This window comes from Cohnella sp. AR92 (assembly GCF_003990975.1).
Classification (GTDB): domain Bacteria; phylum Bacillota; class Bacilli; order Paenibacillales; family Paenibacillaceae; genus Cohnella.
Genome location: NZ_RZJR01000007.1, coordinates 119,735 through 133,722, shown reverse-complemented (window position 1 = coordinate 133,722; position 13,988 = coordinate 119,735). Strand labels below are relative to the sequence as shown.

The window sequence follows — 13,988 nt, the reverse complement described above, 5'->3', positions numbered from 1 at the left end:
AACGGGCACGGAACGGTTATGAGGGGATTGACTGAATGTCGCGGGGGAATTCCCTGATTTTCTCGTTAGCGGACACAGGAATGACAATAATCACTGACGGCGGGGGGACGCCATCGTTAAATAGAGCTATTCAAACGCAATTCTGCTCAGCAAAAGAATGGGGAGAAAGGACGGCGGTTATCGTGAATCGATCGGTCTTAGGCAAGCTCGGGCGAATGGGGAGGCGAAGTCGATCATGGTGAGCGGAATCATTCTGGCCGGAGGGAAAGGCAGGAGCATGAGGCAAAGGAACAAGGCGCTGATGCCATGCGAAGGAGAGACGATGCTGGAGAGGCAAATCCGCATCATGAGCGAGCTGTGCCAGGAGATTATCATCGCGACGGATTCGCCCCGGTCCTACCTGCCTCTCGTGTCCCCTCCGATTCGCATCGTTTCCGACTATCTGCCGGGAAGGGGGCCGCTTAGCGGCTTGGCGGCCGGACTGTCGCTCTCGCGGCAGCGCTACGCCTGGGTCGTCGGCTGCGACATGCCCAATCTGTCCGCAGCCTCGGCGCGACTCATGCTGAAGCGCCTTATCGGCAGGCTGGAGGCGGTCTGGCCGTCCGACAAGGATGGGCCTCATCCGCTGCATGGCGTCTACGACTGCGAATGCGCGCCGCGAATCGCCGCGCTGGTCGAAGAGGGGACGGCAACGATCGCCGACTTGCCTCTCCACCTGGAGTGGGGAGAAGTCGCCGAGGGCGAATTCGTCCAGAACGGGATTGCTTATGACTTTCTGGAGCATGCCGGCGGCGAAGCTCCGCCTATTGCGCCGTTCGCCGACGAGAAGCGATGGGGGGCCAGTCTCTAGCTTGAGGCGGAATGAAGGCGGGCAGGAGCTTAAGTTTCGCGAATGTGATCCTTGTCATAGTTGGAGAAGGAAGAGGCCACTAATCTGAAGGTGGGAATGAGAAGCGCCGACCGATCGGCATCCGGATCTGCCAACGTTACAGAAGCGCGCGCTTGTTCCGAGGTTGTCATTCTGTTTTCTCTGGAGGAGAGAAGCCATGGCTATTAAAGAGAGCGCGGCCCCCATGAAGTCCACAGCGGCCGAAGAAGTCGAAGCGCTGGTAGCAAGAGCGAGGTTGGCGAAGGAAGCGTATTTGTCCCTAGACCAGGAGAAGGTCGATGCGGTCGTGCAAGCGATGGCGCTTGCCGGGCTGGAGAGGCACATGGAGCTGGCGAAGATGGCGGTTCTCGAGACGGGACGCGGCGTATACGAAGACAAAATCACGAAGAATCTGTTCGCTACGGAGTACATCTACCACAGCATTAAGTACAGCAAGACCGTCGGCATTATCGAGGATAACCCTTACGAGAGCTACCAAGAGGTCGCCGAACCGGTCGGCATTATCGCAGGCGTGACGCCCGTGACGAATCCGACCTCCACGACGATGTTCAAGTCGCTGATCGCGGCGAAGACCCGCAACCCGATCATATTCGCTTTCCATCCGTCGGCGCAGCGCTCCAGCTCGGAAGCGGCGCGCACGCTTCGGGACGCGGCGGTCAAAGCGGGAGCTCCGGAGCATTGCATTCAGTGGATCGAGACTCCTTCCGTCGAAGCGACCGGCTTGCTGATGAACCATCCGGGCGTGGCGCTCGTGCTGGCAACCGGGGGCTCGGCAATGGTCAAGGCCGCGTACAGCACCGGCAAGCCCGCGCTTGGCGTCGGTCCGGGCAACGTGCCTTGCTATATCGAGAAGTCTGCCGACCTGGAGCAGGCGGTGACCGATCTGATTCTGTCGAAGACGTTCGATAACGGCATGATCTGCGCTTCCGAGCAGGCGGTTATCGTAGAGGAGCCCGTCTATGGAAGAGTCAAGGAGCTGATGAGAGAGAACGGCTGTTACTTCCTGAACGCCGCGGAGATCGAGGCCGTCTCCAAGCTCGTCATCAATCCGGAGAAATGCGCGGTCAATGCCGTGATCGTCGGCCAGTCCGCGGCCAAGATCGCCGAGCTGGCCGGCATTCAAGTACCCGCGGGAACCAAGATCCTCGTGGCCGAGCTGAAGGGGGTCGGGGAAGCGTACCCGCTGTCCGCGGAGAAGCTGAGCCCGGTGCTTGCCTGCTATAAAGCGAAGAATTCCGAGGAAGGCATCGCAAGGGCGGCCGAAGTCGTCGCTTACGGCGGCATGGGACACTCTTCGGTCATCCACAGCGGCAACGAGGAGGTCATTCGGGCATTCGCCGCCCGATTGCAGACGGGCCGCGTCATCGTCAACGCGCCGTCCACTCACGGAGCGATCGGGGACATCTATAACACGAACCTGCCTTCTCTTACGCTGGGCTGCGGTTCTTACGGGCACAATTCCACGACCTCGAACGTGTCTGCGGTCAATCTGATCAACGTGAAAAGAGTGGCAAGGCGTACCGTCAACATGCAGTGGTTCAAGGTTCCGCCGAAGGTTTACTTCGAGAGAGGGGCGACCCAGTATTTGGAGAAAATGCCCGACATCTCGAGGATCATGATCGTCACCGATCCGATGATGGTAAAGCTCGGTTATGTCGAGAAGCTCGAGTATTATCTCCGCAAGCGGCAGAATCCCGTCTATCTGGAGATCTTCTCCGACGTCGAGCCCGACCCTTCGACGGATACGGTGGAGAGAGGGACGGCCCTGATGGCTTCCTTCAAGCCGGACTGCATCATCGCTCTGGGCGGAGGCTCGCCGATGGACGCGGCGAAGGCGATGTGGCTGTTCTACGAATACCCGGACACCAGCTTCGATTACCTGAAGCAGAAGTTCCTGGATATCCGCAAGCGGGTATACAAGTATCCCCGGCTCGGGCGCAAGGCGAAGTTCGTGGCGATTCCGACGACTTCGGGCACGGGCTCGGAGGTGACCTCGTTCGCGGTTATCACCGACAAGAACAAGGGCAATACGAAGTACCCGCTCGCCGACTACGAGTTGACGCCGGACGTGGCCATTATCGATCCGGAATTCGTCTACTCGCTGCCGAAGACGGCGGTCGCGGATACGGGGATGGACGTTCTGACGCACGCCATCGAGGCTTACGTGTCCGTCATGGCGAACGACTATACGGACGGTCTGGCGCTGCAGGCGATTCGGCTCGTGTTCGACAATCTGGAGAGCTCGTTCCATACCGCCGACAAGCTTGCCCGCGAGAAAATGCACAACGCTTCGACGATTGCCGGAATGGCTTTCGCGAATGCTTTTCTCGGGATCAATCACTCGCTCGCGCACAAGTGGGGCGGACGGTACCATACGGCGCACGGCCGGACGAACGCGATCCTGATGCCCCACGTCATCAAGTATAACGCCCAGAAACCGACCAAGTTCGCCTCGTTCCCGAAGTACGGCCGCTACATCGCCGACCTTCGCTACGCGGAGATCGCCCACATGCTGGGGCTGCCCGCGAAGACGACGGAGGAAGGCGTGAACAGCTTGATCGGGGCGATCCGCAAGCTGAACGCTTCGCTCGGAATCCCCGAGAAATTCGCCGACCTGGGGTTCGATCCGGCGGAGTTCGAGGCAGGGGTCGATGAGCTGGCGGATCGGGCCTTCGAGGATCAATGCACGACGGCCAACCCGAAGATGCCGCTTGTCACCGAGTTGGCGGAAGTGTATCGCGACGCGTTCTACGGCAGGTTCTGAGGTTGGCTCGAAGAAGGCTCTAAAGCAAGTTGCAAAGCGATTCACAAGGCAGGCTCCAAGACAGGTTCTGAAGCGAGTGCCAAGGCTAAACGCATACGATTCGAGCGAAGGAGGAAGGTCGCATGTCCAAGCTAGAAGATGAAGTCAGAAGAATTCTTACGGAAGGCAATCCATGGCGGGGGTTTGCCGAAGGTCCGTGGACGGAGAAGACCGACGTCGCCGGGTTCATCGCGCTGAACGTCACTCCATATGCAGGAGACGAGGGCTTCCTCGCTCCTCCGACGGAGGCGACGGAAGCGCTGTGGACGCAGGTGCTCGAGCTGATGCGGCGGGAGCGGGAGAACGGCGGCGTGCTGGACGTCGATGTCGATCGCGTATCCACGATAACGTCTCATGAGCCGGGCTACATCGATCGGAATCTGGAGACGGTCGTCGGCCTTCAGACCGACGAACCGCTGAAGCGGTCGATTCAGCCGTTCGGAGGCATCCGGATGGTGGCCGATGCGTGCCAGGCATACGGTTATACGCTGCCGGCGGATATCGAAAGGCTGTTCACCGAGGTTCGGAAGACTCATAATCAGGGCGTGTTCGACGCGTATACGGCGGAGATGAGGAATGCCCGCAAGGCGGCGATCATTACCGGGCTGCCGGATGCCTACGGACGCGGGCGCATCATCGGGGACTATCGCCGCGTCGCCCTGTACGGCGTCGACAAGTTGATCAAGGAGAAGAAACGCGATTTGGTCGAATCGGAAACGGGCCCGATGGTGGAAGAGGTTATCCGCCTAAGAGAGGAGCTCTCCGAGCAGATCCGCGCGCTGCAGGAATTGAAGAGCATGGCGGCTTCTTACGGCTTCGACATCTCGGCTCCGGCCGCAAACGCCAGAGAAGCGTTCCAGTGGCTGTACTTCGCTTATCTGGCGGCGATCAAGGAACAGAACGGGGCGGCGATGAGCCTGGGGCGGGTATCCAGCTTCCTCGACATTTATATCGAGAGGGACCTGAAAGAAGGCACGCTGACGGAGCAGGAGGCGCAGGAGCTGGTCGATCACTTCGTCATGAAGCTGCGGTTGGTGAAGTTCCTGAGAACGCCGGACTACAACGAGCTGTTCAGCGGCGATCCGACCTGGGTGACGGAATCGATCGGCGGCATGGGCTTGGACGGACGGACCCGCGTCACCCGCAATTCCTTCCGATTCCTTCATACGCTCTACAATCTCGGCCCCGCGCCGGAGCCTAACTTGACGGTGCTCTGGTCGGAGATGCTGCCGGAAGCGTTCAAGCGGTACTGCGCGAAGGTATCGATCGAGACGAGTTCGATCCAGTACGAGAACGACGAGCTCATGCGCCCCGAATTCGGCGACGATTACGGCATTGCCTGCTGCGTCTCCGCCATGCGGATCGGCAAGCAGATGCAATTCTTCGGAGCCCGGGCCAACCTCGCAAAGGCCCTGCTCTATGCGATCAACGGAGGCGTCGACGAGAAGCTGGGCATCCAGGTCGGGCCGAAGACGGCGCCGCTCTCCTCGGACGCGCTCGACTACGACGAAGTCATGAGCCGTTACGACGAGGTGATGGAATGGTTGGCGGAGCTGTACATCAACACGCTTAACGTCATCCATTACATGCACGACAAGTACTGCTACGAGCGCATCGAGATGGCGCTGCACGACCGGGAGATCGTGCGGACGATGGCCACGGGCATCGCGGGCCTGTCCGTCGTCGCCGACAGCTTGAGCGCGATCAAGTACGCGAAGGTGAAGGCGGTCCGCAACGAGCAGGGGATCGCGACGGGCTTCGAGATCGAGGGCGATTACCCTCAGTACGGCAACAACGACGACAGGGCGGACGGCATCGCCGTCTGGCTGGCGGAGACGTTCATCGCCAAGCTGCGCAAGCATCGGACCTATCGCGACTCGGTTCCGACGCTGTCGGTGCTGACGATTACGTCCAACGTCGTCTATGGCAAGAAGACGGGCAGCACGCCGGACGGCCGCCAGGCGGGAGAACCGTTCGCTCCGGGCGCGAACCCGATGCACGGCCGCGACCGCAAGGGAGCGCTCGCTTCTCTCGGATCGGTCGCCAAGATTCCTTACGAGAGCTGCCGGGACGGGATCTCGAACACGTTCTCGATCATCCCGAAGGCGCTCGGCAAAGAGCTTGAGGCTCGTCAGGAGAACCTGGTGTCGCTGCTGGACGGGTACTCGGTCGTCGGGGGCCACCATCTGAACGTGAACGTGTTCCACCGGGAACAGCTGCTCGACGCCATGGAGCATCCGGAGAAGTACCCGCAGCTCACGATCCGCGTCTCGGGTTACGCCGTCAACTTCATCAAGCTGACGAGAGAGCAGCAGCTTGACGTCATCAACCGAACGTTCCATGGAAGCATCGGGGGAGCACAAGCGTAATCTTCTCCGCTGAAGAGCGGCGGGGGAGATAGAGCGAGAAGGCAAGAGAAGGGACGGGAGCCGATATGCATTCCAAGGGACGCATTCATTCGATAGACACCTTCGGTACCGTTGACGGTCCCGGCATTCGCTTCGTTCTGTTCATGCAAGGCTGCGCCCTGCAATGCGGATACTGCCATAATCCGGATACTTGGAGCACGGATGGAGGATCCTTGCTGTCGGTGGAAGAAGTGCTCGCGGAGATCGAGCCCTACGTTCCGTACTACGTCAGGTCGGGCGGGGGAATTACCGTGACGGGAGGAGAGCCGACGCTGCAAGCTCCGTTCGTCGCCCGCTTGTTCGAGGCGTGCAAGCGACGCTGGGGTCTTCACACGGCGCTGGATTCCTCCGGGTTCTGCGATCCTCGGCACGCGGAAGGCCTGCTCGACGCGACGGATCTGGTGCTGCTCGATCTGAAGCTGATGGACAGCGAGCGCCATATCGCTCTGACCAGCCAGCCGAACGAACGGATTCTGGCATTCGCCAGAAGTCTCGCCGAACGGAAGCGGGAAGTCTGGGTGCGCCGGGTGCTCGTTCCCGGCATCACGGACGATTACGAGGATTTGACCAAGCTCGGCCGATTCATCGGCGAGCTGAGCAACGTGACCAAGCTCGAGCTGCTGCCCTACCATCGAATGGGAGTCTACAAGTGGGCGCAGCTCGGCAAGGAATATCCGCTGGAAGGGGTGCCGTCTCCGGGCGAGGAAGAGGTTCGCCGGGCGAGAAGCATCGTGGAAGCGGCGGAACGTTCGGTCCGGCAAGCATGCCCATGAGGAATATAAATACGGCAAAATCGAACATCGATTCGCCCCCCTCCATGCAGTATGATAGCGGTATATCAACGCAATAAGGCAATGGCACGCTATCCTAACGGCAACGGAGGCTATTCTATCATGGCAAGCTCGAACAAAATCCGCATCGGCCTGATCGGCGCGGGCAACATCGGCAATGTGCATCTTCAAGAATTCGGCAAGCTGGCGGGCGACTGCGAGATCGTCGCTATTACGGACGCATTCCTCCCGCTCGCCCAGAGCAGGGCGGAGGAATACGGCATCTCCGCCGTCTCTCGGACTCCCGAGGAGCTCATCGCCCGCGATGACTTGGACGCGGTCATCGTGGCCGTGCCGAACAAGAGCCATGCTCCGCTGGCTATTCTGGCACTGGAGAGCGGCAAGCACGTGCTGCTGGAGAAGCCGATGGGCTTGAACGCGGAAGCGGCGAAGGAGATCGTCCGCGCCCAGAAGCGTTCCGGCAAGCAGCTCATGGTCGCCCATCAGATGAGATGGGACTGGCTCCCTTTGCAAGTGAAATCGCAGATCGACCGGGGCGAGCTTGGACGGATCTACACGGCTAAGACCGGCTGGTACCGCCGGAAGGGCATCCCGGGCTGGGGAACCTGGTTCACCCGTTACGAGGAATCAGGCGGCGGCCCGCTGATCGATATCGGCGTTCATATGCTCGATCTTGCCTTCCACCTGATGGGCGAGCCGAAGCCGGTCTCGGTCTACGGTTCGACCTACGCGGAATTCGGTCCGCGCAAGAAGGGAATCGGCAATTGGGGCAAGCCGGATTGGAACGGCGTCTACGATGTCGAGGACCTGGCGACGGCGATCATCAAGATGGAAGACGGCTCCTCGCTGACGCTCGAAGTCAGCTGGGCGGTCCACATGGACACGGACAGCACTCCGTTCCTGCACCTGATGGGAACGGAAGGAGGCGCGTTCCTCCGCGGCAACGAAGGCAAGTACTTGACGGAGCGCTTCGATAAGGCTATCGATGTTCAGCTGTCCGCTCCGGAAGAAGACGAGGGAGCGCGGGTTCGCTTGAGCCGCCACTTCCTGGACTGCGTCCGGGACGGCAAGGAACCTTGGACTTCGGCGGAGACGGGCTTGCGCAGCAACCTGATCATCGACGCCATCTACGAGTCCTCCCGTACCGGCGGAGAAGTGAAGCTGGACTGGAGCCTGTAAGCTCCCAACCAAATCGGATCGGCTTACGGCTAACGGAAATGACAGCCGCTATCTCCTCGAAAAAGTGCTTTTTTGAAATCTTACGGAAATAATCGACGCTTAAATTGTGTTTTAGCCCCGACGAGCGTGGCTAAGGTCAAAATAAGGGCTTCCAGTTCCGTTAAAATCAAAAAGTCGCCAATCTGCGCCTGTAAAGGTCTCAGATTTCCGTAAGATTCGGATTGGAACATTTGGCGAAGGTGCGTTGGAAAACGTGCTCCAATGTTATCAAGATCAAGCGATGACTACTACGAATAAGGCTGCAGGGAAGGTTATCGAACCTTCTCCGCAGCCTTTCTTGTCTCTTCCTTCTCCTCGGCGGTTTCCTCGCCCTGCCACAGCAGCTGCATCTCGGCGCTCGTCGCCAGCAGCTCTTCGAGCGTGCCCTCGGCCTCCACCCTGCCGTCCTTCAGAACCAGGATATGATCCGCCCGCGCCAGCGCGGCCCGGCGATGCGATACCGCGATGCAAGTCACGTCCGGTTCCCGGAACAGCCGCTCCCACAGCGTCCTCTCGGTCTCGACGTCGAGTGCGCTCGACAGATCGTCGAAGAGGAGCAGATCGGACTGCGTCATCAGCATGCGAGCGGTGGCGGCGCGTTGAATCTGGCCCCCGGAGAGCATGACGCCGCGAGGCCCGACCGGCGTCTCCAAGCCGTTCTCGAGAGCTTGGATGTCCTGCTCCATGACGGCCAGCCGCAAGACTCGGTCCAGCTCCTCCTGCGAGACGCGCCTGCCCTGCGTGATGTTCTCGCGCAGCGAATCGCTGAATAGCCGCGGCACCTGGGCCGTATAGGAGGATCTCGGCGGCTTCATGAACTCGGCGGGATTCTCGATCTGCCGTCCGTTCCAATGGATGGTCCCCGCCGTTCTCGGCAGCATTCCCAGGAGGGTGCGCACGAGAGTGGACTTGCCCGACCCGATCCGGCCGGTAATGACGAGGAACTTGCCTCTCTCCAGCCGGAAGCCGATGTCGCGGATGCCGTTCTCCGAGTTCGGATACTCGTACGACAGACCGCGAACCTCGAGGCTTCTCAGGCGGTCATCGTCATTCGTCTTCGGTTCCTCCGCCTCCGGAGGGTCTCCGTAGATATGAATCTCGCTGTGCTCCGCGATAAGATCCTTCTCTTCGGGGCGGAACAGCGCCCTCATCCGATCCAGGCCGATCTTAAGCCGTTTATGCTGGAACACCATGTAGCCGAACAACGAGACGCTTAAGGAGAAGGTGCTTAAATAGGAAGTGAACAGCGCGATGTCGCCCACGGTGAACCGTCCGGCCTTCATCTCCGCGGCGCACATCAGCAGGATGACGCCGGTGCAGATGCTGAGCACGTGCTGATTCAGCGACTGCATCCATCGCTTGAACAGGGAGTCCCGGAGAGCCGCCTTGCGACGGCTCTCGTTGAGCTGCTCGAAACGGTTCAGCACATGGTCCTCCGCCCGGCCCAGCTTGATCGCCTGCACGGTGCCCATGGTCTCGGCGATGAACCCGGTAATCCGGCCGGTCGCCTCGCGGTTCATCTTCGAATATCTTCTCGCCCGATTGCCGGACAGGTTGTTGAACAAGGAGACGGCGACGAGCGGAAGAATCGCGACGAGCGTGATCGTCCAGCTGATCCGGGCCATGATGACGATGCATACCGTCGCATAAATCAGGCGGCCCCAGAAGTCGACCCAAGATTCCACGTATTCGACGACCTCGTCCACGTCTTCGCGGAAGCGGGTCATCGCCTCTCCCGGAGAAGCGGGCAGGTTGCGTCCCGGCCAACGCATGATTCCGGCGAGCATGTTGAGCCGCAGCCAGGCTTGCACGTGGTAGATATACCTTACCCATTGATAGAACGCGACGAAGAACGTGCCGACCCGCGCGAACCGGGTAAGTCCCACCGCGATCAAAGGAAAGGCGAGCCAGAGATAGTCGTGCGACCCTTCCGTGGCGCGGTCGAAGAACCATTTCATCCCTAATCCGACGCCGACGGGCAGCGAGTGGAAGAGCGCCCAGAGCAAGCCGTTTATAAGCATCAAGGAGGGCGTGTAGCGGAACAAGCGCCCCATAAAACGAGTAACCGTCATGCCAGTTCCTCCTGTCCGTTCGTCCGCAGCAGCTGTCCGTATTCGGAATGGGGATCCCGAGCCAGCGCTTCGCGGGAACCGAACTCCGCCACTTGTCCCTGGCGCAGAACCATGATTTTGTCGACGCTGTCCAGCGTGGACAGCCGATGGGCGATAACGATGCCCGTGCAATGCTTCAGCAGCTGATCGACAGCTTCCTGGAGAGCGGCTTCCGTCGCGGCGTCAAGCCGCGAGGAGGGTTCGTCCAGGATGATCAAGCTTGGCTTCGTCAGGAAAACCCGGGTGAGCGCGAACAGCTGCGCCTCGCCGGCGGAGAGCGAGGAGCCGCCCGTCGAGAGCCGGGAATCCAAGCCCTGCGGCATCGCCGCGATCCAACCGCCAAGTCCGAGGCGCGCGGTCGTATTCAAGATCTCCTCGTCGGCAATATGAGGATTGAATAAGGTCAGGTTGTCCCGGAGGGTGCCGTCGAACAGCTGGACGTCCTGCGTGACCATGCCGACCCGCCGGTACAGAGCAGGCAAGGTCAAAGCGCGGATATCGACGCCGCCGACCCGGATGACGCCGCTGTCCATATTATAGAGCCGAAGCAGCAGCCGGCTGATGCTGGACTTGCCGCTGCCCGTCCGTCCGACCAAACCGAGCTTCTCGCCCGGCAGCAGCTCGAAGCTGATCTCGCGCAGCACGGGATGCTCCTCGCTGTACCCGAAGCTGACTTTCTCGAACGATACGGATAGAGGGCCCGGCGGCAGCCGTTCTTCCCGGCCTTCCTCGATCTCGCTTCGCAGCGAGAGCAGCTCCCAGGATCGGTTCATCCCCGACTTGGCCTTCTGGAACTCCTGGATCTGGTCGCCGAGCTGCTCGATCGGGTCGCTCAGCATCTGCGTGTATTGGAAGAAGAGGAACAGCGTGCCGAGCGTAATCTGCCCGTTCAGATATTGTCGCACGCTCAGCAGGAGCACCGCCGTAACGGCCAGCGTGAACAGGACGATGGTTACGTTCCAAGGCATGATGCGCAGCATCCATGCCTTCCGGCCGGTCAGAAACACCCTCCTCATGGCACGGTGATACCGATTCACAAGCCGGGGCACGCCTCCGTTGGTTTGCACGTCTTCGATCCCGGCGATTCTCTCCTCGATCAAGCCGAAGAGTGCCGCGCTGGCTTGGCGTTCCGCTTGGGAGGCGCCGACGCCCAGGTTGCGGACCGCATAAAGGGCTCCGACCGATGCCAGCGTAAAAGCCGTCATAACGGCCGCGATCGGCCAATCGTAAGCGAACATATAGATGAGGATTCCGGCAAGCAGGACGAAGCTTCCTACGATCTTCGCGATGAATAACGCAAAGAAATTCGACATGTGGGTGACGTCGCCGTCGATTCTCTCGATCATCTCGCCCGGCGTTTTCTCATTGTGGAACCGCATATCGAGCTTCAGAGCATGCTTAAGCAGATTGGAACGGATCCGATTGGTCGCGCGCCAGGAGACGTCGTTGCCCAGATAGTCGACAGAGACGGTCAGAAGCTGGATGAGAACGGCGATAACGAGATAGATACCTGCCAGAGACAGCAGGGCGGACAGGTCGCCTTTATCGCTTGCTTGATCGATGAATCGTTGAACGATCATCGGGTTGACGAGCTGGAGCGCGGTTGCGGACAGCAGCAGAACGAGCAGCAGGGCCATTCGCCATTTAACGGGACGAAGATAACGGAGAAGCCAGGACATGGATAAGGTTTGTTGCGGCGGCATGTGGAGATAAGCCCCTTTCGGATAGCAGACATGGGTCGGAAGACCGCTGTCGCTCGGACGGGCTAAGCCATGGAGAGGCAAATAAAAAAGCTCCAGGCGTAACCGCCCGGAGCGATGCATGCACGAATAAAGCTAGTGCAAAAGCGCGAATGGGTCAGCCGATGGGAACAAGCTTATGCGATTGAATGCGTAAGGGCGCTGTTGCTGGGCCATCGGTGATCCCTCTTTCATCGGTAAAATGGAGTAGGGTGAATATATCACGGCCTAGAGAGGAGTGTCAACGATAGTTTGTAAGAAATACCCTATACATGCAGGACTTACTTATCGATAGGGCTTGTGATAAAATGAGAAGTCGATACATCGTTTCTTGTCGAAACTTGCTTACGAACTGCGCCTAGAGAAATGGGGGTATGGCCGATCATGTCTGTTCACCGGAAGGGCAGATCGGGAGTCCGTTTATCGCTGATCATCATTGCCATCGTGTTTTTCTCGGTAATCGTCAGCTTCGTTCTCAGCACGGCGATAGGCTATGATACCCAGAAGCGGTCGCTCACCGAGAACACGCTCGAGCTCAACCGGATAACGGCGAACGAACTGAGCCGTACCACCGAGACGATCGTACAGTCCATGCAGGATACGCTGAAGTCGGCTTCCGATTACATATCGAGCGGGCAGTGGAAGCAGGAAGATATTCAGCAGCAGATAGATTTTCTCCGAAACTCGGTCCCTTATTTCAATTCCGTCGTTATCGTGAACGAATCGGGACTCGTTACGTCGACGTCGCCGGAAGCGCTGAAGCTGAAGGGGACGACCCTAAGCTCGCAGCAAGCGATGGAAGCGTTGCAGCAGAAGAAGCCCATGATCTCGGAGCCTTATCGGGCTTCGACCGGTCGCCTGATCATTCTGGCCAGCTACCCTGTATATAATATCGACGGCAGCTACAAAGGCTTCATCGGAGGTTCCGTCTATCTGCAAGAGAAGAACGTGTTCCAGAAGATTCTGGGGCAGCAGGGGATGAACGAGAACGGCTCTTATTATTACGTCGTCGATTCCGAAGGCAATCTGATTTACCACCCGGATGCGAGCCGCATCGGGGAGAACGTGTCGAATAACGCGATCGTCCAGCTTCTTATCGAAGGCAAGGATGGCCAGATGAAGGTCAAGAATTCGAGGAATGCGAGCTTCTTGGCCGGCGCGGCGGTCATTCCGGCCGTCGGCTGGGGAATCGTCTCGCAGACGCCGTCCTCCGTTATCTCGGATAGCGTGGAAGAGGTCATCGTGAAGGTCGCCATGATCAGCACTCCTCTGATGCTTGTCCTCCTATTGATCGTCATTTTCATCTCGCATCGCCTCTCTTTCCCGCTTAATCGGCTTGCCCACCTGGCTTCCAATTTAACGAAGGGCGCGGCGACGACGGTCCGGCTGCCGGACGTCAAGCATTGGAACTATGAGACGAACGAGCTCTACTGCGCGGTAAGCGAAGCGTTCAAGCTGCTGGATAAGCGGGCGGAGGAGTTCTCCTATCAAGCGCACACCGATCCGCTCACGGGGCTGACGAACCGTCGTTTGATGGACGAGATTGTCGCGAGATGGGTGCGGGAAGGGGTTCCTTTTGCCGTCATCATGATGGATCTGGACCGCTTCAAAAGCATTAACGATACGTACGGCCATCAGATGGGAGACGAGGTGCTTCGGTTTCTTGCCGCTCATATGCAGCAATTGAAGGGGAAGAACGACTATTGCTGTCGGTACGGCGGAGAAGAATTCGTGTTCCTGATGCCCTACGGCTCCGAGAGCCAGGCATACGAGATCGCGGAGAAGCTGCGGAGCCGGATGGCGAACGAGAACAGTCCGACAGGCAAGCCGGTGACGCTGTCCCTAGGCATCTCCAGCTATCCGCTGCAGGCGCAATCGGTCGAAAGCCTGTTCGGGCAGGCGGACGATGCGTTGTACCGGGCGAAGAAGCAGGGGCGCAACCGCACGATCGTTTATGACGAGGCTGCCGCAACGTCCGAAGAAGATTAGGAGAATAGAAGGCCGAACTCGAGGGGCGAATCCCCGGGTT

8 protein-coding genes are annotated in these 13,988 nt (G+C 59.3%); 6 read left to right on the top strand and 2 right to left on the bottom strand.

The window, feature by feature from the left end:
* Nucleotides 1-235 precede the first annotated feature (235 nt).
* The 5 genes from mobA (at nucleotide 236) to ELR57_RS12915 (ending at nucleotide 8,070) form a co-directional block, all read left to right on the top strand.
* Complete coding sequence (mobA, locus tag ELR57_RS12935; protein ID WP_158630021.1) at nucleotides 236-850, top strand: molybdenum cofactor guanylyltransferase; 615 nt, start codon at nucleotides 236-238, stop codon at nucleotides 848-850.
* Nucleotides 851-1,046: 196 nt separating this feature from the next.
* Nucleotides 1,047-3,653 carry a bifunctional acetaldehyde-CoA/alcohol dehydrogenase gene (adhE, locus tag ELR57_RS12930; protein WP_126959496.1) on the top strand — a complete coding sequence of 869 codons (2,607 nt, stop codon included), beginning with the start codon at nucleotides 1,047-1,049 and terminating at the stop codon, nucleotides 3,651-3,653.
* A 122-nt stretch (nucleotides 3,654-3,775) separates the two neighbouring features.
* Nucleotides 3,776-6,061: a formate C-acetyltransferase gene (gene pflB / locus ELR57_RS12925; RefSeq protein WP_126959495.1), complete on the top strand. Its 2,286-nt coding sequence runs from the start codon at nucleotides 3,776-3,778 to the stop codon at nucleotides 6,059-6,061.
* A 65-nt stretch (nucleotides 6,062-6,126) separates the two neighbouring features.
* A complete protein-coding gene (gene pflA / locus ELR57_RS12920) occupies nucleotides 6,127-6,873 on the top strand; it encodes a pyruvate formate-lyase-activating protein (protein WP_126959494.1) in 747 nt (248 codons plus the stop codon).
* A gap of 120 nt (nucleotides 6,874-6,993) precedes the next feature.
* Nucleotides 6,994-8,070 (top strand): Gfo/Idh/MocA family protein, encoded by a 1,077-nt coding sequence (locus ELR57_RS12915; protein WP_126959493.1) that lies wholly within the window; start codon nucleotides 6,994-6,996, stop codon nucleotides 8,068-8,070.
* A gap of 311 nt (nucleotides 8,071-8,381) precedes the next feature.
* Here ELR57_RS12915 and ELR57_RS12910 read toward each other — a convergent pair whose 3' ends face one another.
* Complete coding sequence (locus ELR57_RS12910) at nucleotides 8,382-10,181, bottom strand: ABC transporter ATP-binding protein (protein ID WP_126959492.1); 1,800 nt, start codon at nucleotides 10,179-10,181, stop codon at nucleotides 8,382-8,384.
* Nucleotides 10,178-11,923 carry an ABC transporter ATP-binding protein gene (locus tag ELR57_RS12905; RefSeq protein WP_126959491.1) on the bottom strand — a complete coding sequence of 582 codons (1,746 nt, stop codon included), beginning with the start codon at nucleotides 11,921-11,923 and terminating at the stop codon, nucleotides 10,178-10,180. The genes ELR57_RS12910 and ELR57_RS12905 overlap by 4 nt, the downstream gene beginning before the upstream one ends.
* A 420-nt stretch (nucleotides 11,924-12,343) precedes the next feature.
* On the opposite strand from ELR57_RS12905, the gene ELR57_RS12900 reads away from it, so the two are divergent.
* Nucleotides 12,344-13,948: a sensor domain-containing diguanylate cyclase gene (locus ELR57_RS12900; RefSeq protein WP_158630020.1), complete on the top strand. Its 1,605-nt coding sequence runs from the start codon at nucleotides 12,344-12,346 to the stop codon at nucleotides 13,946-13,948.
* Nucleotides 13,949-13,988: the final 40 nt, after the last annotated feature.

Coding starts and splice junctions, on each gene's coding strand:
- pflB (WP_126959495.1), top strand. CDS start 3,776: ATGTCCAAGCTAGAAGATGAAGTCAGAAGAATTCTTACGGAAGGCAAT.
- adhE (WP_126959496.1), top strand. CDS start 1,047: ATGGCTATTAAAGAGAGCGCGGCCCCCATGAAGTCCACAGCGGCCGAA.
- ELR57_RS12910 (WP_126959492.1), bottom strand. CDS start 10,181: ATGACGGTTACTCGTTTTATGGGGCGCTTGTTCCGCTACACGCCCTCC.
- mobA (WP_158630021.1), top strand. CDS start 236: ATGGTGAGCGGAATCATTCTGGCCGGAGGGAAAGGCAGGAGCATGAGG.
- ELR57_RS12915 (WP_126959493.1), top strand. CDS start 6,994: ATGGCAAGCTCGAACAAAATCCGCATCGGCCTGATCGGCGCGGGCAAC.
- pflA (WP_126959494.1), top strand. CDS start 6,127: ATGCATTCCAAGGGACGCATTCATTCGATAGACACCTTCGGTACCGTT.
- ELR57_RS12900 (WP_158630020.1), top strand. CDS start 12,344: ATGTCTGTTCACCGGAAGGGCAGATCGGGAGTCCGTTTATCGCTGATC.
- ELR57_RS12905 (WP_126959491.1), bottom strand. CDS start 11,923: ATGCCGCCGCAACAAACCTTATCCATGTCCTGGCTTCTCCGTTATCTT.